Origin of the sequence: Nocardia sp. CNY236 (assembly GCF_000482385.1) — a bacterium.
GTDB lineage: Bacteria > Actinomycetota > Actinomycetes > Mycobacteriales > Mycobacteriaceae > Nocardia.
In genome coordinates this window covers 38,545-58,878 of the sequence record NZ_AXVD01000032.1, presented here as the reverse complement: position 1 = coordinate 58,878, position 20,334 = coordinate 38,545, and the positions used below count along the sequence as shown (strand labels likewise).

Annotated in this window: 24 protein-coding genes; 14 read left to right on the top strand and 10 right to left on the bottom strand. The window is 63.9% G+C overall.

What is annotated here, in order from left to right; translation table 11 throughout:
- A partial coding sequence (locus K940_RS0117125) for a helix-turn-helix domain-containing protein (RefSeq protein WP_028478551.1) occupies positions 1 to 260 on the bottom strand: 260 nt, incomplete at its 3' end.
- A 106-nt stretch (positions 261 to 366) separates the two neighbouring features.
- Here K940_RS0117125 and K940_RS0117120 point away from each other — a divergent pair.
- The 8 genes from K940_RS0117120 to cas2e all read left to right on the top strand — a co-directional run bounded on the left by K940_RS0117120 (position 367) and on the right by cas2e (position 9,301).
- On the top strand, positions 367 to 3,081 hold the full coding sequence (locus tag K940_RS0117120; RefSeq protein WP_051407284.1) for a CRISPR-associated endonuclease Cas3'': 2,715 nt from the start codon (positions 367 to 369) through the stop codon (positions 3,079 to 3,081).
- 257 nt (positions 3,082 to 3,338) lie between these two features.
- On the top strand, positions 3,339 to 4,811 hold the full coding sequence (gene casA, locus K940_RS28765) for a type I-E CRISPR-associated protein Cse1/CasA (RefSeq protein ID WP_081706426.1): 1,473 nt from the start codon (positions 3,339 to 3,341) through the stop codon (positions 4,809 to 4,811).
- 56 nt (positions 4,812 to 4,867) lie between these two features.
- Positions 4,868 to 5,509 carry a type I-E CRISPR-associated protein Cse2/CasB gene (casB, locus tag K940_RS28760; RefSeq protein ID WP_051407283.1) on the top strand — a complete coding sequence of 214 codons (642 nt, stop codon included), beginning with the start codon at positions 4,868 to 4,870 and terminating at the stop codon, positions 5,507 to 5,509.
- Entirely contained in the window at positions 5,506 to 6,645 is a 1,140-nt protein-coding gene (gene cas7e / locus K940_RS0117105; RefSeq protein WP_028478549.1) for a type I-E CRISPR-associated protein Cas7/Cse4/CasC, read from the top strand. The genes casB and cas7e overlap by 4 nt, the downstream gene beginning before the upstream one ends.
- Entirely contained in the window at positions 6,642 to 7,373 is a 732-nt protein-coding gene (gene cas5e, locus K940_RS28755) for a type I-E CRISPR-associated protein Cas5/CasD (protein WP_051407282.1), read from the top strand. The genes cas7e and cas5e overlap by 4 nt, the downstream gene beginning before the upstream one ends.
- Positions 7,370 to 8,011 carry a type I-E CRISPR-associated protein Cas6/Cse3/CasE gene (cas6e, locus tag K940_RS0117095; RefSeq protein WP_028478548.1) on the top strand — a complete coding sequence of 214 codons (642 nt, stop codon included), beginning with the start codon at positions 7,370 to 7,372 and terminating at the stop codon, positions 8,009 to 8,011. The genes cas5e and cas6e overlap by 4 nt, the downstream gene beginning before the upstream one ends.
- Positions 8,008 to 8,976 carry a type I-E CRISPR-associated endonuclease Cas1e gene (gene cas1e / locus K940_RS0117090; protein WP_028478547.1) on the top strand — a complete coding sequence of 323 codons (969 nt, stop codon included), beginning with the start codon at positions 8,008 to 8,010 and terminating at the stop codon, positions 8,974 to 8,976. The genes cas6e and cas1e overlap by 4 nt, the downstream gene beginning before the upstream one ends.
- Before the next feature lie 4 nt (positions 8,977 to 8,980).
- Positions 8,981 to 9,301 carry a type I-E CRISPR-associated endoribonuclease Cas2e gene (gene cas2e, locus K940_RS0117085; protein ID WP_028478546.1) on the top strand — a complete coding sequence of 107 codons (321 nt, stop codon included), beginning with the start codon at positions 8,981 to 8,983 and terminating at the stop codon, positions 9,299 to 9,301.
- Between the two features lie 846 nt (positions 9,302 to 10,147).
- Here the strand turns inward: cas2e and K940_RS0117070 are convergent.
- On the bottom strand, positions 10,148 to 10,510 hold the full coding sequence (locus K940_RS0117070; RefSeq protein ID WP_028478545.1) for a DUF397 domain-containing protein: 363 nt from the start codon (positions 10,508 to 10,510) through the stop codon (positions 10,148 to 10,150).
- Complete coding sequence (locus tag K940_RS0117065) at positions 10,507 to 11,337, bottom strand: helix-turn-helix transcriptional regulator (protein ID WP_196812234.1); 831 nt, start codon at positions 11,335 to 11,337, stop codon at positions 10,507 to 10,509. The genes K940_RS0117070 and K940_RS0117065 overlap by 4 nt, the downstream gene beginning before the upstream one ends.
- A 285-nt stretch (positions 11,338 to 11,622) precedes the next feature.
- Here K940_RS0117065 and K940_RS32395 point away from each other — a divergent pair, with 285 nt between their 5' ends.
- The 6 genes from K940_RS32395 to K940_RS32390 all read left to right on the top strand — a co-directional run bounded on the left by K940_RS32395 (position 11,623) and on the right by K940_RS32390 (position 14,618).
- Complete coding sequence (locus K940_RS32395; protein ID WP_155980923.1) at positions 11,623 to 11,919, top strand: hypothetical protein; 297 nt, start codon at positions 11,623 to 11,625, stop codon at positions 11,917 to 11,919.
- Positions 11,920 to 12,144: 225 nt separating this feature from the next.
- Positions 12,145 to 12,405, top strand: a complete 261-nt coding sequence (locus K940_RS0117050) for a hypothetical protein (protein ID WP_028478541.1) — start codon at positions 12,145 to 12,147, stop codon at positions 12,403 to 12,405.
- Positions 12,395 to 12,724: a hypothetical protein gene (locus tag K940_RS28750; RefSeq protein ID WP_036528942.1), complete on the top strand. Its 330-nt coding sequence runs from the start codon at positions 12,395 to 12,397 to the stop codon at positions 12,722 to 12,724. Before K940_RS0117050 ends, K940_RS28750 begins: the two co-directional genes overlap by 11 nt.
- 151 nt (positions 12,725 to 12,875) lie before the next feature.
- The gene (locus K940_RS33075) at positions 12,876 to 13,037 is read left to right on the top strand and encodes a hypothetical protein (RefSeq protein WP_196812233.1); all 162 of its coding nucleotides are present in this window, start codon (positions 12,876 to 12,878) and stop codon (positions 13,035 to 13,037) included.
- A 172-nt stretch (positions 13,038 to 13,209) separates the two neighbouring features.
- The gene (locus K940_RS28745) at positions 13,210 to 14,457 is read left to right on the top strand and encodes a DNA sulfur modification protein DndB (protein ID WP_369797517.1); all 1,248 of its coding nucleotides are present in this window, start codon (positions 13,210 to 13,212) and stop codon (positions 14,455 to 14,457) included.
- Positions 14,458 to 14,474: 17 nt separating this feature from the next.
- Positions 14,475 to 14,618 carry a PqqD family peptide modification chaperone gene (locus K940_RS32390; RefSeq protein WP_155980922.1) on the top strand — a complete coding sequence of 48 codons (144 nt, stop codon included), beginning with the start codon at positions 14,475 to 14,477 and terminating at the stop codon, positions 14,616 to 14,618.
- A gap of 13 nt (positions 14,619 to 14,631) precedes the next feature.
- Here the strand turns inward: K940_RS32390 and K940_RS0117030 are convergent, their stop codons facing one another.
- From K940_RS0117030 to K940_RS0117000, 7 genes are all read right to left on the bottom strand, one after another.
- Positions 14,632 to 15,057 (bottom strand): His/Gly/Thr/Pro-type tRNA ligase C-terminal domain-containing protein, encoded by a 426-nt coding sequence (locus tag K940_RS0117030; RefSeq protein ID WP_028478540.1) that lies wholly within the window; start codon positions 15,055 to 15,057, stop codon positions 14,632 to 14,634.
- A 1-nt stretch (position 15,058) separates the two neighbouring features.
- Positions 15,059 to 15,703 carry a response regulator transcription factor gene (locus tag K940_RS0117025; protein WP_028478539.1) on the bottom strand — a complete coding sequence of 215 codons (645 nt, stop codon included), beginning with the start codon at positions 15,701 to 15,703 and terminating at the stop codon, positions 15,059 to 15,061.
- Positions 15,700 to 16,665: a sensor histidine kinase gene (locus K940_RS0117020; protein WP_028478538.1), complete on the bottom strand. Its 966-nt coding sequence runs from the start codon at positions 16,663 to 16,665 to the stop codon at positions 15,700 to 15,702. The genes K940_RS0117025 and K940_RS0117020 overlap by 4 nt, the downstream gene beginning before the upstream one ends.
- Positions 16,662 to 18,104: a serine hydrolase gene (locus tag K940_RS0117015; RefSeq protein WP_028478537.1), complete on the bottom strand. Its 1,443-nt coding sequence runs from the start codon at positions 18,102 to 18,104 to the stop codon at positions 16,662 to 16,664. Before K940_RS0117015 ends, K940_RS0117020 begins: the two co-directional genes overlap by 4 nt.
- 35 nt (positions 18,105 to 18,139) lie before the next feature.
- Positions 18,140 to 18,475 (bottom strand): transposase, encoded by a 336-nt coding sequence (locus K940_RS0117010; protein WP_255342601.1) that lies wholly within the window; start codon positions 18,473 to 18,475, stop codon positions 18,140 to 18,142.
- Between the two features lie 90 nt (positions 18,476 to 18,565).
- A complete protein-coding gene (locus K940_RS0117005) occupies positions 18,566 to 19,735 on the bottom strand; it encodes an RNA polymerase sigma factor (RefSeq protein WP_028478535.1) in 1,170 nt (389 codons plus the stop codon).
- Positions 19,735 to 20,142 (bottom strand): YciI family protein, encoded by a 408-nt coding sequence (locus tag K940_RS0117000; RefSeq protein WP_028478534.1) that lies wholly within the window; start codon positions 20,140 to 20,142, stop codon positions 19,735 to 19,737. The genes K940_RS0117005 and K940_RS0117000 overlap by 1 nt, the downstream gene beginning before the upstream one ends.
- Positions 20,143 to 20,334: the final 192 nt, after the last annotated feature.

Here is a 20,334-nt window from a genome sequence, read left to right as displayed (position 1 = left end):
CCCCGTTGCCAGCCGACCCGCTCCATGATCACCGTCGTCGGCATATCGGGAAACTCCGCCAGCAACTCCCGGATCGCCGGCTCGAACTCATCGACCACCGAACCCTTCGGCTTGCGCCGATATCGCGGCGGCTCATGCGCCGCCAGCGCCTTCTTCACCGTGTTCTTCGAGATCTTCAACCGGCGAGCTATCGCCCGGATCGCCATACCCTCCGAGCGATGCAACCGGCGGATCTCCGCCCAGTCCTCCACGTTCAACACCTCATGATCGTTCACGGGTGGGTCAATATTCACCCGGAACCAGAGGGTCAGTATTCAGCCGGATGCGACAGCGGTTCGATGAGATCGCTTGGGGAACAGGAGCATCGTGGGACACGAGTTGGAGGTCGATCTCGGGTTGTGGGGCAAGTCTCGCGGCCTGACAGCGCCATATCCGGTGGTGTGTCATCTGCTGGACGCAGGTGCGGCCGCCGGAGCAGTGTGGGACCTATATCTGTCGGCGGGGTTTCGCCGGTTCCTTGCTCAGGGGATGGGCACCGACGAAACCCACGCGAGGCAGATGGTCGTGTTCTGGGCCGCGCTGCACGACATCGGTAAGGTGATGGCGTCGTTCCAGGAGCAGGACGGGGCGGCGTTCGCGGCTGCGCGCGACTATCCGGCCAGCTCCGGTGGGCGCTGCGGACATGATTTCGCCGTGCATGTCTGGTTGCCTTCAGCATTGGTCGAGTTGGGTTTCCAGCATGCTGTGGCGCGGTCGGTCGCCCAGTTGCTGGGCGGCCATCATGGCTGCTTTTTCGGGATGGATCCGCGGAACGCCGATCCGTTGAGGGTGGTGCCGGAGCTCGGCGCCGGGCGGTGGGAAAGCGAGCGGCGCAATCTGGTGCGGGTCGTGTATCGGATTGTCGGGTCGCCCTCACCGATCGAGTATCTCGATGCGGATGCTGCCGCGTTGGCTTCAGGTGTGGTGATCCTGGCGGACTGGCTGGTGAGCCAAGTGGGCTTCATCGAAGCACAGTTGACGCGCAGGCCCGCGGATGGCGGCTCGACGTCGTTGCTCGAGCACTACAGCAGTTCGGTGCGGCAGGCGCCGGGGCTGTTGTGTGAGGCCGGGTTGAGTCGGCTGGTGTTGCAGCCGGGTGATTTCGTCGAGGAGCACGGGTTTGCACCCAACGATCTGCAGGCATCGATCGAGGCGAATCTGCCGGGCCTGCTCACCGGCGGTCCGGGGTTGTTGTTGATTCCTGCTCCCCCAGGTGAGGGCAAGACCGAGGCGGCATTGACGGGGGCTCGGTTGCTGGGTGCCTCAGCGGGTGCGCCAGGGATCTTGTTCAGTCTACCGACGATGTCGACGGTGAATCAGATGTACAGGCGGTTGTCCGACTATGGTGTCCGCCGGATTGCGGGTTCTGCGCTTTTGGCGTTGCTCCACAGCACGTCTTGGCTCAATGCTGCCTACCTTCCAGGCGACGGAGAGGTGGTTACGGAGCAGGACGCTGGACGGGCGGCGGCGATCCGGGCGAGTGTGGAGATCACCGAATGGTTGTTGGGTGCGAAGCGGGGTTTGTTGGCGCCGTGGGCTGCGGCGACCATCGACCAGGCATTGATGGCGGGGGTTCGAGGCCGGCACAACATGGTGCGAATGCTGGGTTTGGCCGGCAAGGTGTTGGTGGTCGATGAGGTTCACGCCTACGACGCGTACATGCAGCGACTGTTGTGCGGATTGTTGACCTGGCTCGGCAGAATTGGTGTGCCGGTTGTCCTATTATCGGCCACTGTACCCAAACGTGTTGCGCAGCACTTGGTCCAGGCGTATCTGTCTGGTGCGGGTGTCGGTCTGCGTGGCGAGTTCGACTTCTTCTACCCGGGTTGGCTGTTCGCGGACGGGAATGAAGGTTCAGTGGAGACCCACCGAACCTCGAGTCGTGCCTTCGACCTGGATATCGACCTACGTGTGGTGGGCCTGGGCCGAGAAAGATCACCGGAGCGGATGCCGGTGCTGTGTGAACTGCTGACCCCAGTGCTCGAAACGGATTCTGGTTGCGTGGGAATCGTCTGCAATACCGTTGCCGAAGCGCAGCAGGTATATCGAGATCTTTCCACCTGGCTCGCCGAGACCGTGCGCGACACCGTGGCGCCGAAACTGATGCTGCTGCATTCGCGGTTTCCCGCTGACCGGCGTGACGAGATCACCGATCAAGTAGTTGCCGCCTATGGCAAGAATGGACCCCGACCACGCGGGATCGTCGTCGCGACAGCGGTGATCGAACAGTCGATTGACATCGACCTGGACCTCATCGTCAGCGACATCGCCCCGCTGGCACTGCTGTTGCAACGTGCGGGCAGGGGCCACCGGCACAATCGCGCGCAGCGACCCGCATGGGCGGCGACGCCGAGACTCGTGGTCCTGACACCGCAACAAGGCGACGTCGGTTTCACCGGTCCGATGTCGTGGCGGTACTACTCCGAGGCATTGCTGCGCCGCACCTATGAGGCGCTGGTCGCGCTCGACGGTAAACCGGTCGCGGTCCCTTCTGCGGTGCAGCCGCTGATGGAGCAGGTCTACGACGAAACGTTCGCCGACGGAACCATGGCCGATGACGATATCGAACGTATCGCCAACGCACAGGTGGAACGCGGTCTCGCCGACATGGTTTCCATACCGGGACCCGACGACCTGATCGATCTGTTTCCACTTACCGATCGCGACCTCGACAATGCTCTGTTCAGCACTCGTCTGGGCGCCGATTCTGGGCAGGTCGTCTGGTGCTTTGCGGACAGCGGCGGACAGCGATGGCTCGACCGCCAGCACACGATCCCATTGCCAGAACGAGGAGCCGGCCCGCGGCAACGCTTCACCAAGCGGCAAGTCGAAACAGTTCTGCGCAAGTCGATTCCGGTTCCTGGTACCTGGGTATCCGATGTCACCCCTGAGCAGCAACCGCCACGCGAATGGAGCACCAACCCATACCTGAGGAAGCTGATCGTTCTCACCGAACTGCCTGGTGTGCCAGGACAAGCCGAACTCGGCCACCGGGTTTGCGAACTCGACCCCGACGTCGGGTTGTATCGACGCGAAAAGTAGCTCTACAGCATTGTATGACTGGCCTGGGGCGTCACCACAACCACCAGTATGTAGCGGCAGCACACGCCAGCTGCGGTGAACTGTCCGGATCCTCGCGGTTCTCGCCGTGGTAGGGCCGAGCCGTCTGCGTTTCACCCAATTCCACTGACATGAGGAGAGAAATTCGACATGTTTGCTCTACAGATTGCACGAGCCAGCCTGTGCTCACAGAGGGATGGTCGCCGCCCACTCCCCCGTCCCGATTGGGCTAGTGCTACATGGCTTTGAAGGCTATCGACCTACGGGTACTGAAGCACATCCCGGTCCAGGACGACGATGGCCTCGACACTGTCGGGCTCCGGGAGCTGTTCACGCGGGCGCACAAGATCTCCGACCTCGCAGTTGGTTTGCCCCCGGCAGCGGCAGGGCTACGGCGGATCCTGACGGTAATGGCTGCCCGCATCACCGGTCTGGATACCCCTGGCAAAGCATCGCGGTGGTTCGCGCGGCGCAACGACGTCTTCGCGCAGGGGCATTTCGATCTCGAACGGGTCGAAGACTATTTCGACGAGTACTCCGAGCGGTTCTTCCTGTTCCACCCGGAGCGTCCATTTCTTCAGGATCCTCGGTTGTCCCAGGACTGCTCGGCTCCTAGTGGTTTGAACAAACTCGTGTTCGGGCGGCCGTCGGGCAACAACCAGCCATGGATGAGCCATCATCACGACAAGCTGCCGGTACCCGTCCCGGTGGAGGACGCTGTGTTGCACCTGGTCGCTCAGCTCTACTACGGCGCGCCGGGACGTTGCACGACCCGTACGGTCGAGGGCAGGTCGGAGGCAAATATGACCTCGGGTCCGGCTCGCGGTCTGGTGTCGTATCACCCGACTGGAACGAACTTGTTCGAGTCCTTGGTTGCAGGCATCCCGGCCCCTGTCGGCTCCGGTGGTAGCGGGGTAGCCGTGTGGGAAGCCGAAACCCTGCACGATCCGCTGTCCGTGCCGCCCGAGGGCGGGGATGTTGGGTGGCGTCTGGCCGGCCGGTTCCGCCATGGCATCCTGCTGGTGCCGTCCGAGGACAAGACCGCGGTGATCGATGCCTATTCGACCTGGGCATGGCGGCATCCACATCCGCCGATGAAAGACCCCTTCGCGATCTATCAGACCTCGAAAAAGGGTGAGCAGTATGCGCGGCCGGCAGATGCGAGCCGGGCGCTATGGCGGGACCTGGACGGGCTGCTCCTGCACAACGTCGGGATCGAGCATCGGCAGCAGCCGCAAGTGTTCGAGGGCGCCATGCACTTCGACGTGACGGTTCTGTCGCGGCTTCGGGTGCAGGCGTTCGGTTTCGACCAGGACCGGTCCCAGGTCAACGATCGGCAGTGGTATTCGGCCTCGACGCCGCCGGTCCTGGGGCTACTCGACGATGTCGAGGCCGCAGCCCAGGTGAGTCGCATACGTGAGGCCGCCGAACAGGCGGCATGGCGTATGACAACGGCATTGCGTAATGCGTGGGTCGCGGTGAACAGTCCCGGCAACGACGGCCCGGACACGACGAAGGTGCCCGATGGACCATGGCCCGAGTTGGCCGCCGCTCGGTACTGGCCAGCGGCAGAGCGCGAGTTCTGGGCTCAGGCCTCCCAGGCGACGGTCACTTCATCGGTCCGCCCGTTCGTCCGCCTCGCTCTTGATGCTTTCGACGCAGTGACCGACAACGCCGGCCCCGCCCTCGAATTCGTCGTGCAATCGAAGTAGCCCGTAGACAGATCGACCGGGCTGCGCAGAACCCGAACACCTTTCAGGAGAAATAGGTGGCCACTACCAAACGATTTGGTCTCCCGGCGCGCGCCGAAGCTTTTGTCGGGTGGACCGAGAAGAGAATCCTCTCGAACCCCGGCGACCGCGCCGGACTACGTCGCGCGTTGGGTCGATCCCCCGAAGACATCCATACCTCGAGAGCCCACGCTGTGGTTGCACGATTCGTCCGCCGCAGCGATGAACCCGCCAGCGAGCGAGCGTTTTACGCCATCGCAGCCATGATGGCGGCGCAACCACGCGCCGCACTCGACGCTGACGCCGACAAGACCAGCCCTCCTCAACACGGCCTCGTGAGGCGACGTGAGACGCTCGGCGCCACCCTTGGACGGGCTGTTGGGGAGGGAATTCTCAACCCCGGTACGACCGAAAGCCGGTTGCATGTTTTGTGCCGTCAGCCTGTTGACGGTGTTCATCGTCATCTACCTCGTGTGATCATGCATCTTCGGGCCGAGCTCGTCCCGGTGAATTGGTCACAGCTATTGGTCGATCTCGCGTGCTGGCCACGCGACCGCGACGGGATCGTCAAACGTTGGCTGCAGGACTATTACCGCACCATCGACGCTATTGAACGGGCGAAAAAGAACTCCACCACCGGCTCCGACTCCGACTCCGACTCCGAAAGTGAACCCTCGTGACCTCTCCGCTGATCATCGATGTCCATTTACTGCAATCCCTGCCGTACAGCAATATCAATCGTGATGATCTCGGGTCGCCGAAACAGATGGTTTACGGCGGAACCGAACGCACTCGCGTCTCGAGCCAATCCTGGAAGCGGGTGACCCGGCACGCGGTCGAAGCCGCGGTGGGTCAGGAAGCGATGCGAACTCGGCATGTCCCGCAGGAGGTCAGTGAACGCTTGCAGCGGCGCGGCTGGTCCAAGGATCTCGCCGATGCCGCTGGCGCCCAAGTGCTGATATCCGCGGTCAAGGCCAGTCCGAAAAAGGAGGGCCTCAAAACCGACGAGGAGGGACGCAGTTCGGCGTTGCTCTACTTGCCGACTGCCGCATTGGATGAGCTTGCCGATCTCGCCGAGCAGCATCGCGGTGCTATCGAAGCCAAAGTAGGACAGTCCAAACCGACTGCGGCGTTGCCCTGGGACCGTGTCGCGCAAGTCCTGGCCACCACCAACGCAACGATCCATCTGTTCGGGCGGATGCTGGCCGAATTGCCCGGCGCCGATGTCGACGGCGCTGTCCAGGTGGCGCACGCATTCACCACTCACACCACCACTCCCGAGATCGACTTTTTCACTGCGGTCGACGACCGGAGTCCGGCGGAGGTACAGGGAAGCGCGCATATGAATAGCGCCGAGTTCTCCGCCGGGGTGTTCTACCGATACGCCAACGTCGATGTCCGGTCGCTGCACACCCATGTAGGGGCGACCGACCCGGATATGGCCGAAACGTTGGTTCGGCAGTTCCTGCGTGCCTTCGCCACATCGATGCCGACTGGCAAGCAGCGCTCCACCGCCGCGCAAACGCTGCCGGATCTGATCCACGTCGCAGTGCGCTCGGACCGGCCGGTGTCCTTCGCCGGCGCGTTCGAAGCCCCGGTCCGGGCCGATGAGTCCGGTTACGCCAAGCGCTCCCGCGAGCACTTGTCGTTGTATGCGACACAGATGCGCCGCCTGTGGGGCGCCGACGACATCATGTGGGACGGATATGCCGACATCGACGCCAGCAAGCTCGAAGGCCTCGGCGCCGCCAAGGGCTCGTTCCGCGAGCTGATCGACCAGGCCGTTGGGGCAGCGTTCGGGCAGGAGCGGCAGTGACCGCTCTGATCCTGCGACTTGCCGGACCGTTGCAGAGCTGGGGAGAGCACTCGGCGTTCACCAGCCGTGACACTCAACCGTTTCCCACCCGCTCGGGACTGATCGGCATGTTCGCCGCTGCACAAGGCTACGAGCGCGGCGCATCGCTGGTCGAGTTCGACCCATTGGAAATCACCGTCCGTATCGACCGTCCCGGAGTGATGATCCGCGACTTCCACACCATCGGCGGCGGCGACCCGACACTCACCCCCCGCACCGCTGAGGGCAAACGACGTGCACCCGGCAAAGGCACGATAGTCACTCACCGTTACTACCTGTCCGACGCCGCGTTCACCGTGGCGGTCGCCGGCCCCGACAACATCGTGCACCCGTTAGCCGAAGCGTTGACCCGGCCCCGTTGGCAGCCCTACCTAGGCCGGCGTTCATGCCCACCGGACCAACCCGTCCTGCTGCGCACAGGAGTCACGGAACCGCTCGAGGAACTCCGTCGCCGGGTGCCGATCAACCATCCACCGCAGGAGAGCATCGACGTCGTACTCGAAGACCCATCCGCCGACGCGGTCGTCACCGAACTGGCCGACATCCCTGAGTCTTTCGATCCACTTCAACGCCGGTACCGTCGACGCTCCGTGGCGGTGGCACGGTTCACCGGTGTCCCCGGCGACTTGTGGCACCGCGCACCGGGCTCGTATCGGACCGCGCTGCTGACCTACATGGGGGTGTCATGACCATTTGGCTCACCCGGATCAGACTCAACCTGCGCGACAAAGCGGTACACCGTGACCTGCACAACATCGTCGGGCTCCATCAACGCTTGATGCGGATGATGCCCACCGAACTCGGGCCGACTCCTCGTGCCGAATCAGGTCTGCTCTATCGCATCGACGAGACCCGCACCGGAACACACCTACTCGTCCAAAGCCGCCATTACCCCGAGTTCAGCGAACTTCCCCCAACCTACGGCGACACCGCCACCCGTGAGCTCACGCCCCTACTCGACCGCCTCGTCACTGGAAACACAATCAGTTACCGTCTTGCCGCCAACACCTCCAAACGACTCGGCCGCACCTCCGAACGCGCCGGGAAGCTCGTCGCGCTCCGAGGCGAAGACGCCCAAACTTGGTGGCAACAACGCGCCCAACGATGTGGCCTGGACTTGCATACAGTGTCCTTGCTCGACCTTCCCGATGCCCGTGGGAAGCGCATCGCCAGCACCCCGGGGGATCGCATCCGGCACGCCGTCACCCGCTTCGACGGTATCGCCACAATCACCGACTCCCACGCGCTTCGCAACGCCGTCACCGGCGGAATCGGGCGCGGAAGAGCACATGGATGCGGGCTGCTCAGCCTGGCGGTAGTCCGGTGAGCCCCCCTTCGGCGGCCCGACGCAAGCTCGGTACCCCTACCCTGGCGATGCTCCCACGCATTGCCGACTCGTTGTCGTTTCTCTACCTCGAATCGGTCCGAATCGTCCAAGACGACACCGGTGTATGCGGCCGAATCGAGACCCCCAACGGGACCGAACGCGTCTACCTCCCGACTGCTGCCTTGGCTTGCGTCCTGCTCGGACCCGGAACCTCCATCACCCAACCAGCACTGGCCACCTTCGCCCGACACGGCACCAGCCTCGTCTGCGTCGGGGCCGGCGGGGTTCGCAGCTACGCCGGAATCCTGCCTGCCTCCTTGACTACCACCTGGCTGGAACGACAAGCCCACGCCTGGGCGGACACCACCGCACGCACGGGCGTCGCCACCCGTATGTATACCCACCGGTTCGGCGATACCCCCACGGGCGCAACCATCGCCCAACTACGAGGGCTCGAAGGCCAGCGTGTCAAGGTGCTTTACCGCACGCTCGCACAGAAATACGGAATCAAACGATTCCGCCGCAACTACGATCCCACTGCGTGGGACGCTCAAGATCTGGTCAATCTTGCTCTCTCAGCGGCGAATTCCTGCATGTATGGCGTCGTACACGCCGCTGTACTCGCTCTCGGGTGCTCCCCTGCGCTTGGATTCGTTCACAGTGGCACGCAAATGGCGTTCGTCTACGACATCGCCGACCTGTTCAAGATGCGGGTTACTGTGCCGCTCGCATTCTCCCTCCACGCCTCTACCGATCCCGAACGCGAAGCACGGCGCCGACTCCGTGAAGACTTCCGACTTCTCAAACTCATGCCCGAAATCGTCACCTCCATCCAGCAAGTAGTCTCCCCAGAACATGCCGGTTCGCAAATAGACCGGTCCACCAGTATCACCCACCTCTGGGACCCGCAGCTCGGCCAACTTCCCTCCGGAACCAACTACGCAGATCTGAGCGAGGAGTCGTGAGCTCATGGCGACATTCATCGTCATTTCCACAACCGCGGTCCCCAGCCACGTCCGTGGAGCCCTCAGCCGCTGGCTCATCGAACCGACCCCAGGACTCTACGTCGGTGCGGTCTCCGCGCGAGTCCGTACCGAGCTGTGGAACGCCGTCGCGGATTCCGTTGGCGACGGTGAAGCCGTATGCATCCACCCCACCGCCAATGAACAACAATTCATCATCTCGACAGCAGGCCAACGTCGCCGTCGCGTCACCGATTACGACGGCCTACAACTCATCCGCTTCCTCCCGCCCGACCACGACATCGAACCAGCACCCTACGACTTCTGAAACCACCAAAGCGCCTACATAACACCAGGTCGCGAAGTGTCCTCCCCACACACGTGGGGGTGCGCCGTCGGGATGGTGCCTGAATCCGTAGTCCCAAAAGTCCTCCCCACACACGTGGGGGTGCGCCGCGGGCCGTCCACGGCGAGGCGCACCGGATGTGTCTTCCCACGCGCGTGGGGGTGCGCCGCCGGGTGATCAGCTGACCGGCGAAATCGTTTCGTCTTTGCGCCGGCTCGTCGACACGCCGCAACCGACCCCACATGCTCTTCCCCACGCACGTGGGGGTGCGCCGGCGCGGTAGACCTGCGGGTGTACAACGTGGTCATCGGGTTCTCCAAGGTCTGGCGAGGTGCGGGTCGCGACCCGCACCTCGATTGTTTGTCAGTTCGTCATCGGGGCGGCGGGGACCGCGCTGAAACGTCGCCGGAAACGTATCGATTGCCGGCCTTTCCCTCCAGATCAAATCGGGCAGCTTCGCCGTGTTCGAGCATGAGGTCGTGTGGAAATCCCGCTCGGGAAAATGCGCGATGAATCTGGGTCAGACGCCGGCCGGCGGGGCGTAGTGGCTAGCGATGAGATGCAACTCATGGCGGTGCTCCGACAGCGGAACCATTGCGGTATCCAGAATCCAGGTTCCATCGTCGGTAGAGTTGATCCGGAGCACGTGTCCTGGACAGCGGCACCGTCATCAAAGTCCTAGCCGGGCAGGAGGGTTACGTGCTCAGGGCTTCGGCGGTCAAGGCGACCAGCAGCTCACCTTCGGAATCGGTCGCCTCGTACAGGTCGGGCATCGCAGCCACGCCCAAGTCTCCGACATGAGTTCCAATCTTCTACATCGGGATGCGGTCAGACTGAGGCCGGGGTGAACTCACCGGCGCGGACGCCGGCGATGAAGGCAGTCCATTCGGCTGGGGTGAACTTTAACGTCGTGCCGACCGCATCGCGGACTACGGCGCCGTGGCTGTCCATAGAAATACTGGGGACAGCGAGGCTATCGCCCTGGATCTCGCTGCCGAGAGTCAGTTCAAGGAACGTCGTCCAGGCGGGCGTGGGCACGGCGATGGTGGGTTGCAGGTCTGCGGGGCCGTCGTATTTGTCGTCGCGGACGAGCACCATATTGCCGTCGAATGCTACTTCCACGCAGTTGTTCGAGGATGCCGAGAACGAGGACTTGAACCAGCCGCGGCGGGGAGTGTTGGTGCTACTCATAAGGGTGATCCTATCTGTGTGATGACGTCGCGAATCCGTGCAAGTGAGTCTTCGCGTGATAGCGACGCCTGTGCGGCAGAGCCGAACGCTGCCGTCAGGGTTTCGATCGTCGTGGGGTCTTCGATTACCTCTGCGACCACGGCTGATTCATGCCAGCCCAATGGCGCGGCCTGATCGCCGGGAAAATCCAAGATGTGGAAAGGGGCACCACCCAAAGCGGGGCCGCTGGAGCTGAAGGGAAGGACCAGCACTTCGACTGTGTCGTGTATGGTGATGACCTTGACCAGGTGCTCCAGCTGAGCGCGCAGGACATCGGTACCGCCAATTTTCTGGTGGAGTGCAGCTTCGGAGATCACTACGTTCAGGCGGACCGGGTCATCGCCGCCTATGCGTTCCTGTCGTTTCATTCGCGCTTGAACACGCCGCCGGACCTCCGGTCGACGGACTATGACCTGGTCTCCAGCAATGAGGTTGCGCGCGTAGTCGTCTGTTTGGAGTAGGCTGGGGATGAGCAGCGACTCGAACGACGAAATCTCCTCCGCGCCGTACTCGAGTCCCCACAGCCGGGTGTGCTCGGCGTTGAACAGCCCGGTGTACTCGTCCCACCAACCGCGGGTTTTCGCCAGCGCGCGCAGCTCGAGTAGCTTCTTGCGTTCTGCGCCATCCACTTCGAGCAGATCGAGCAGCGCCACGTGCTTGTCTTCGGGCAGCACCATACGGTCTCGTTCGATCTTGTACCAGTAGTTCGGCGCATAACCAAGCTGCTTGGCGATCTTGGTGCCGATCAGCCCGAGGTCGGCCTGCCTGCGCCGTAGCCGCTCGTACAACTCCCAGCGCGCAACAGTCGATGACATCGGTGCCACGGCATGTCCCCTCTCCGGTCGAGATGAGCCGATGTGAATAGACGATACAGGGTCTACACGCACCTACCCATCCACCAAATATGTTAATTAACATCAGAAGTCTTACCAAGTTTCAGCAAAACGTTGTCGCTTAAAGAGTGTGGCACTTATGGTGTGAATGTGTCGGCCATCACCTGGTTGGAACCGTCGACACACTCTCCGATGCGGAGTGCGTTGGCGCTCCGCACATCTGGATGTCAAGGGGCGAACATGGCAAACGAGAGCAACCCACATCGAGCCCGACATGCGCGGATACATCACGGCGGCAGTCTTTCCATCGCTCAGGGGCGTGTGCTCAGGGCACTGAACTGCGGCGGAATGCTGACCAGGACGCAGATCGAAGCGGCGGCGGATCTGACGAAGTGGATGGCCAAGCGCACGATTGCGGATCTGACTCGCCGCGATCTGATCTTCGCCAGTGTCCGGCAAGGTCGCTACCAGATCACTCAGTCGGGTCGAAACACGTTGGCGGCCAAATCTCCCGGATTCGGACAACTGGAGTCTTGACATGGACCATTCGCAGCACCGGGTACGGGCGCCCGGTGAGTACGCCGCCAAGTACGGCTGGGAGACAACCGCCCACGACCCACCACCAGCCGATGTGATGGCTCGTGTTGTGGAAGGCCTGAATGCGCTGGATTCCGAAACGTCCCCGCAGGCTAGTTCCTCCTCCGATGCCCGGAACGACGGAGGCGACCAGTCACCCGATCCGCTGCAAGGAGGGCTGGGGAGATGATCGAGTTCCGCACTGAGTGTGACGGTTGGACGGCTGTGTGGCGGTGGGACAACGCCCGCATCCGCATCATGCGCGTCACCACGACACCGGGTCCACCATTGATAGCGATCGATACCCCCACCGCCGCACCGGACTTGGTGACATCACGGGAACGATTCCCGAAACTCGACCGCCTGTGGGACGCGGTGCGCCGCGACTACTGGCGTCACGTCTGTGTCCCCCCACGACGATCAGGACGTCCGCGCGATGAGCACTGAACTCCACGATCTGTGGCGACACCAGTACAACGACTGCGCCCTCGAGACCGCACCAACCTCTCTCGAGCAGGCCCGATTCGTCCTCTGCATCCACCGCGGACACGGCGGCGAGTGCCTGCAGGCACTCACCGCTTCTGCCTACATCCGCAGCGCGAGACAGACACAGATGTCGCTGGGCGATCCCATCGGCCACCTACACAACATCGACGGTTCCTGGTCGATCCTCGGCGCCGACGGATGGTGCTACGACGGTGAGGAATACGCCGACCTACTCGAGGAACAGGCCATCGATCGTGCTCACGACATTCTCGAGCAGTGAAGCCGATGCCGCTCATACAACGCGGTCACGGAAATAAACATGCCCGAACTCGGCGCGGCCTTAGTGCCGCGCCCGGGAACCTTTGCCCTGTTGTGGTCGGCACGCCAACCGGTTGCGTCGCGTCTGTGGCAGAGCGGGTCACCCTGGTCGGGTGGCAGTGCGAGTGCGGGTACCAACGGGTCGCTCGGTGGGGGCAGGTGAACAACGTCGAGATCGCGTACACGCCGACGATCCCCGCTACGTCATCTGGCGCAACACGCACGCCGAAGATCAGCGGCTACGCGACATCATCGGCACGGTAAACGTTGCGTGATGCGGCACTAGGGACGGGAACACGAAGGCATGACATCGGCGGGTTCGCCGTTGTGTCCGTCGAAACATGTACGGGCACAAAGAATATTGAGCCGACCCAGGGGATCTGGATTGGACTACGCTACGTGTGACGTGCTAGCCGGCACGTTGGAATACGACTCCGGGACCCCACAGTGGCTACTTCAAATCAGGACGAACTCGGCCTCCGCTACCACGACGGTCTGGACGCAGCTTTGCAGGCGGCCTCGTCCGACGCAGCAGCTTCCGGAGCGCGAGTGTTTCCGTGCACGGTGTTCGTTCAGGGTGGGCGCACGATGATCTCGACCGCGTTTCCCTACGGGTTCCTCGCGAACCAGGTGGTGGCGGACTCGGCTGTGAAGGGAGGAGACCCGGCCAAAGCCACCAACCGCCCCCTTATCACGGACCACGTCAAGACGATCAACAGCTACGTCAAGACGAATCCAGATGACTACATCCTGCCGCCGCTGACGCTGAACGCGCGCGAACTGCCGGCACTCCACGTCCCTCGCGGGAACTTCAAGTACCGCTTGGGATTCATGGTTGTCGGCGACAACACGCGCTTTCAGGTGACCGACGGGCAGCATCGCGTCGTGGCGATCAAGGGCACTGGATCGGGCAAGACTGCGATCGTCGGGCTCGTCGATGATCCGGACCAGCGGTTCGACGGAGACAGCTTGGCAGTTGTCATCGTTGTCGAGTCGGACACCAAGCGCATTCACCAGGACTTCGCCGACGCAGCTCAGACCAAGCAGATCCCGGCGAGCCTCCTGGCGGTGTACAACACACGCGAACCGCTCAACGCGGTCCTGACCGACCTTGTCGAGAAGTCCACGCTGCTCTGTGATCGGGTCGATACGACGTCCAAGACCCTGTCGAAAATGTCTCAGTCGGTGTTCTTGCTGAACCAGATTCGGCAGTTCGCCAAGGAGTTCCTGTTCGCCGACTATGCGCTCGCCGAAGCCTCGGTTGCCAAGCAAAGCCAGCAGCTGCTCGGCACGCCCGCCCTCCGGGAGGAGTTCGTCGCCGACACGATCGCACTGCTCGACGTGCTGACGGAGCACATGGATCCGTGGCGCGACATCGTCCAGCTGCCGCTTTCGGGCGGACCAGCGAGCATGATTCCGGACTACCGGCAGAAGTACGTGAACATGACCGCCACCGGTCTTGTCGTCATTGCCCGTGTCGCCTACGAAATCCGGAAGAGCCAGGATGCTGAGTGGCGCAAGGAGCAGTACAAGCGTCTGGCAACCGCAATTGACTGGAACCGCAATGCGCTGATATGGAGAGGCACGATCGTTTCCAGTGACGGGAAGATCTCGACCAATCGTGCGCCCGTGAAGCAAGCCGCCGACAAAGTAAAGGACGAGCTTGGCCTGGTGTCTCCCAGTATGTGGATGTAGCGGGGCGACGCACGTACGTGCCGAAATCGAGGGCCGACGCGGCTCACCTGATCGCGCTTCTGCAGGCTGGATTCACCACCGATGACGCCGCGGCTACAGCCGACGTGACTGCATTCCTCGCCGAGATGATGTCCAATGGACTCATCTCGGCGAGGGAATAGGATTGGGCTCCGTTTAGTCTTTCGTCACGTGGCCAGCCCACTCGAGGCTCTTGCAGTCGACCAGTTGCCGGGTTGTCGACACGAATTCGTCCAGGGTCATCGACTGTTCGGCGCCGGACCGATAGCGGACAGTCACGCTGCGTGACTCGACCTCCCGCCGGCCGACGACAACGATCAGTGGAATCTTCCTGGTCGCCGCGGCTCTTACCCTTCCGGACAGTCGACCGTCACTCTCATCGACCTCGACCCGGAACCCGGCATCGAACAGCACATCACTGACCTCCTGTGCATACGGTGTCACCGCTGGCATCACCGGGATCACTCGGATCTGCTGCGGCGCCAACCAAATCGGAAACGCTCCAGCGAAATGCTCGGTCAGATAGGCCGTGAATCGCTCTTGTGACCCCAGTGGCGCCCGGCGCGCCGAGATCCGGGGCAAGTCAGTGCCCAGTGAGACCAGCCTCGTGCGCGAGGATGGCTGCCTGAACCCGGTTGTTCAGGCCGAGGCGCCGCAGAATGCCGCTCACATGGGCCTTCACCGTGGACTCTGCCACGAACAGTTCCGCGCCGATGTCATGGTTGGACAGCCCGCGCCCGACACCGGCGAGCACGGCCCGCTCCCGCTCGGTGAGTCCGGTGATTGTCTCCCGGGCCGAGGATCCGTTGGCGAATCCGCCTTCGTCCCAGCGTGCGATCACCTTCTTTGCGATGCGCGGTGACAGGTAGGCGCCGCCGTCAGCGACCGCGTGCACGCCGAGCAGCAGTTCCTGCGGATCGCACGCCTTGAGCAGGAATCCGGCGGCACCCGCGTCGAGTGCCGCGGTCACGTAGTCGTCTTCGTCGAACGTCGTGAGGACGATGACCTTGGCCACCTCCCGCACCTGGGCCGCAGCCGTGAGGCCGTCCAAGCGTGGCATCCGCACATCCATCAGCACCACATCGGGCTGGTGCGCGAAAGTCATTTCGACCGCTTCCCGGCCGTCACCGGCCACGGCGACGACCTCGATCCCGGGGTCGGTGGCGAGGATCGACTGGATACCGGCGCGAATCATCGCTTCGTCATCGGCGAGAACAACCCGTATCACGGTGCTGCCGAAGGGAATTGCGCACGTACGACGAAGTCGTGGCCCTCGGGGCCGGCGGTCAGCGTGCCACCGACAAGGCGCGCCTGCTCGTGCAGGCCGGCGAGGCCGCTACCGGGTGCGGCGGGCTGGGTGATACTGGCCCGCACAGGATTGACAATGGTGACGGTTGTGTCCTCCTGTGCTCGATGGACGGTGATCCGCACCGACTCGCCGGGGGCGTGTCGCGCGGCATTGGTCAGGGATTCTTGGATCACCCGGTAGATCGCGCGATCCGTCAGGGGCGGTAGGGGTGTCCCGTCTTCTGGCAGGTGCAGATCGACCCGCATCCCGGCGTCGACGGCGCGTTCCACCAGCGCGGTGACGGGATCGTCGCGCGGCGTGGACCACGCGGCACCGTCACGCAGCACCGTGACAGTGCCGCGCAGGCGATCGGTGGCGGTGACAGCGGCGGCCCGTAGTCGTTGCGCGGCAGCTCGATTCGACTCCGTGAGGTCGGTGGACAGTTCAAGTGCTCCGGCTTGAAGTGCCATGAGGGCGAGATCGTGCCCTAGCGAATCGTGCATGTCGGCCGCGATTCGGGCGCGCTCGCGCAGGGCAGCCCGCTCGCCGATCAGGGCCTGCTCCTGCTCGAGTCGGGCGGCCCGCTCGCGGCCCGCGATGATCAGCTCGGCCTGCTGCCGCCGGAACCCTCCGGCCAGCCACGGCAGCACGACGAACACACCCTGACTCAGTATCGCCCCGATACCGACGGAGAAGTTCACGGCGCAATAGACCAGGGCGGGCACTGCGACGACGGCCTGCACCAGCCAGCCCCTGGTGACCGGCACCTGGCGGCCGTACAGATACGCGGCGACCGCAAGTCCGGCGAACACTGCCTGGCGCCAAAGGGGCAGGGCGTCGAGGAAGAGGCCGTTCAGCGCGCACGCGCCCGCGATCAGCGCGAGTCCGGCGTATTTTCTCATCGGAGCGATCCTAGCCAGCGCACCTGCAACAGGCGGGCAGCCAGTGTCCCCGCACCCGCGAACGCACAGGTCAACAGGGCTATGGTGAGCGGCGCGGGGAAGAAGGTGAGCTGTGCCCAGGTGACAGTGCGCCCGTTCGTCAGCACTGACAGCGCCTGCGGGTAGCTCGCGAACAGCACGATCGGCGCGGCAGGGGGGACGCAGCCCAGCACAGTCCACCACCACCGGGTGCGCAGGCGCCGTGTGGCCCATCGTCGCGACCGAACCACCCCGGCGACGCCTAGGCCGAGCGCGCCCGCCAGGACCGCCGCGAGTCCGGTTTCGATGCGCAACCGGGTGTTGACGAGCGGTGCGGGCTGCTGGCCCCGGCCCAGCGCAACGAGCCCGTTGAGGATCTCGTATGCGCTGTCGTGCAGGGCGGCGCTGTTGGCGAGGACCGCGAAGCCATGGCCGGTGGACGGGTCCAGCGCAGCGGCCGAGGTGTAGGTGAACAGATTGCCGGAATGGGTGAGCAGCGGTTCGTCATGCTCGGTGTCCAGGCCCCAGCCCATGCCGTAGTCACGCACCGGAGTCGGGGCGTGCATCAGCGCCAGGCTCTCGGGACCCACCAGCTGCGAGCCGTGACCGGACTGGGTGATCAGCCAGCGGCCCATATCGGCGGCCGTGGTGATCACGCCGCCGCTGCCGCTGTTGTCGAGGAAGCCCGGCAGTTCGTCGCGGGCGATCCAGTGGCCGAACAGAGAGTTGAAACCTTGCGCGGGAGTAATAGTGTCGTCGTCTACCGCTGAGTCGGGCATGTCGAGCGGCGCGAAGATCCGCTGCCGCAGGAACTCCCCGAAAGTCGTGCCGCTCGCCACCTCGACCAATCGCGCGGCGACGTTGTAGTTGACGTTGGTGTATTCCCAGCGGGTGCCCGGCTCGGCGGTGAGCGTTGCGGTCCGCAGGGTGGCGGTGTACTGCTCGAGTGACTCCGCGGTCTCGGTAGCGCGGATGTCGGTGCCGCGGTCGGAGAGCCCCGAAGTCTGATTCAGCAGCTGGCGCACGGTGATTCGAGCCGAGCGCGGATCACCAGTGCGGAACTCGGGTATCTGGTCGGCCACCGGATGGTCGAGCCCGATCGCGCCGTCCTCGACCAAGGCCATCACCGCCGTCGCCGTGAACGCCTTGGACAGCGAAGCGATCCGCATTGGCGTTCGCGCGGTGATTGCCGCCCCGGTGGAATCGCGTCCGTATCCCGCCGCGTGCACGATCTCCCCGTCCCGGGTGATCACCGCCGAGACACCCGGCAGACCGGTATCGGCCACCGCCCGTGCCAGATACTCGTCGAATGCCCTGGCGAGCACGGTGTTCCGTGCCGGTGCGGGCACGGCCGTTGCCGGCAGGACGAGCCCGCTCACGACCCCGGCCAGCGCGACCAGCACCCCAACTGTGTATCGCATGCACCGAACCTAGGTATCCGGCCCACCTCGGCGATTCAGCCGAACGGATCCAGCCACCCCCTACGAAAGTCGATCAGAGCTGGGCACGATACCGTCGGGTCCTCATTCCAGGTAGCGACCCAGTCACGGATCGATTTCTCCAGCGCGGCAACGCTTCTGTGGACGCCACGGCGGAGTTGCTGGTCGGTCGGCAGCCCGAACCAGCGTTCCACCTCGTTCAACCAGGAGGAGTAGGTCGGGGTGAAATGCATATGGAATCGTGGATGTGCGGCAAGCCATTCAACGATGATCGGCGCCGTGTGAGTGCCGTAGTCGTCACAGATCAGGTGCACGTCCAGCTCGGCCGGCACGTGCTTGTCGAGCCTGGTCAGGAACTTCCTGCGCTATCGGGTAGATCGAAGTGCGGCAGTCCTCCTGAACGTCGGGCTCCCCGGAAATTCGCCGAGACCGTGGGCTCGTCCTCAACCGCCTTCATTTGAGAGTCGGTGGCGCAGCGTAGCTGCCTGAAGCGTGAGATGGTTTCGCTCGGGCAGATTTTGCGCCTGCGCGGCAGCCGCGACATAGAGCTGTGCTGCCGTAACAACATCCCCGGCTCGCTCGTGGAGATAGGCGGCGGCCGCGGAATACCGGGGCAAAGTCGGGTCGATTTCGGTGAGCGCGGTGAGCCCCGCCTGCGGCCCATTCGCCTCACCAACGGCGACAGCGCGATTGAGCCGTACGATCGGACTATCGGTGAAACGGAGCAGCTCGTCGTACCATTCGACGATCTGAATCCAGTCGGTCTCGTCGGCAGTCTGCGCGTCGGCGTGTAGCGCGGCGATAGCGGCCTGCGCCTGGTACTCCCCCAGCTGATCACGGGCCAGCGCAGTTTGGAGCACCCCCACGCCCGCGGCGATCAGGTCGCTCCGCCACAGGCGGCGGTCCTGGTCGGATAGTGGCACCAAACTGCCGTCGGCGCGTGTACGGGCCGGTCGTCGCGCGTGGTGGAGTAGGAACAGGGCGAGCAGTCCCGCTGCCTCCGTGTCACCGCTGGCCGTGGCCAGCTGCCGTGCGAGTCGGATCGCCTCTGCGGCGAGGTCGACGTCACCGCTGTACCCCTCGTTGAACACTAGATACAACACGCGAAGCACCGTGCGTAGGTCGCCGGGACGATCCAGCCGCACAGTGCTCACGATACGTTTGGCCCGACTGATTCGCTGGGCCATTGTTACCTCTGGTACGAGGTATGCGCGCGCGATCTGGCGCGTGGTGAGGCCACCGACAGCCCGCAACGTCAGGGCGACGGCCGACGCCGGGGTGAGCGTCGGGTGCGCGCACCGAAAGTACAGCTGCAACGATTCGTCCACCGACGAGGTCGGTCCCGGTGGAGGCTCGTTGAAGACCCGAGTCTCACGGCGGCGGCGCGAGACGTCGGACCGTGCGAGGTCGACGAAGCAACGCCACGCGGTAGTGATCAGCCAGCCTTTGGGATCGTCGGGACGCTTGTTCGGCCATGTCTCGATGGCCCGAACCAATGCCTCCTGGACGGCGTCCTCGGCGGTAGCGAAGTCTGCGCCGCGGCGGACGAGGGCTGCCAATACGTCGGGGATCAGGTCCCGCAGCTGGGTCTCGTCCACCACGCCGGCGGCCATTACTCGGTGCCGGTCGGGCGTGCGCTCAGCATCGGACGAACTTCGATCCACTCGTGGATCGGCTTGCCGCCTGCACCGGGCGCTGCGGACAACTGGCCGGCCACTTCCAGGGCGCGCTCGTAGGAGTCGACCTTGATGCTCATCCAGCCCCCGATCAGGTCCTTGGTCTCGGCGAACGGACCGTCGGTCACGGGAAGCGCACCCTCGCCGTCGTAGCGGACCCATGTGCCCTCCGGCGCCAGGGCATTGCCGTCGACGAGCTCGCCGCTACGTGCCAAGCTGGCCGCGAGATTTCTCATGTACCGCATGTGCGCCTCGGTCTCCTCGGGCGTCCACTGGTCCATCGGTACGTCGTTGACCGGCGCAGGGGCGCCTCGGTAGTGCTTCAGAAGCAGGTACTTCGCCATGTCGTTCTCCCTTCCGGTCTGCGACGATAGTCGGCCGCTCGCCTTGGGACGGAGCCGTCACGCCATTCTCGACATCCGACACGAATTTTATCCCGCCTTTTCGAGGCCTGGTCGTCTCGTCGACAGCCGCCCACGAGTGGGTTCGACAAATTCGCAGCTCAGCAGCGACGTCCCGCAACATCGGCACTGCGC

What these genes read in the sequence shown, in the direction of transcription:
- casA (WP_081706426.1), top strand. Translation starts at nt 3,339, where the DNA reads ATGGCTTTGAAGGCTATCGACCTACGGGTACTGAAGCACATCCCGGTC.
- cas6e (WP_028478548.1), top strand. Translation starts at nt 7,370, where the DNA reads ATGACCATTTGGCTCACCCGGATCAGACTCAACCTGCGCGACAAAGCG.
- cas2e (WP_028478546.1), top strand. Translation starts at nt 8,981, where the DNA reads ATGGCGACATTCATCGTCATTTCCACAACCGCGGTCCCCAGCCACGTC.
- K940_RS0117070 (WP_028478545.1), bottom strand. Translation starts at nt 10,510, where the DNA reads ATGAGTAGCACCAACACTCCCCGCCGCGGCTGGTTCAAGTCCTCGTTC.
- K940_RS32395 (WP_155980923.1), top strand. Translation starts at nt 11,623, where the DNA reads ATGGCAAACGAGAGCAACCCACATCGAGCCCGACATGCGCGGATACAT.
- K940_RS0117050 (WP_028478541.1), top strand. Translation starts at nt 12,145, where the DNA reads ATGATCGAGTTCCGCACTGAGTGTGACGGTTGGACGGCTGTGTGGCGG.
- K940_RS28750 (WP_036528942.1), top strand. Translation starts at nt 12,395, where the DNA reads ATGAGCACTGAACTCCACGATCTGTGGCGACACCAGTACAACGACTGC.
- K940_RS0117020 (WP_028478538.1), bottom strand. Translation starts at nt 16,665, where the DNA reads ATGAGAAAATACGCCGGACTCGCGCTGATCGCGGGCGCGTGCGCGCTG.
- K940_RS0117015 (WP_028478537.1), bottom strand. Translation starts at nt 18,104, where the DNA reads ATGCGATACACAGTTGGGGTGCTGGTCGCGCTGGCCGGGGTCGTGAGC.
- K940_RS0117005 (WP_028478535.1), bottom strand. Translation starts at nt 19,735, where the DNA reads ATGGCCGCCGGCGTGGTGGACGAGACCCAGCTGCGGGACCTGATCCCC.
- K940_RS0117000 (WP_028478534.1), bottom strand. Translation starts at nt 20,142, where the DNA reads ATGGCGAAGTACCTGCTTCTGAAGCACTACCGAGGCGCCCCTGCGCCG.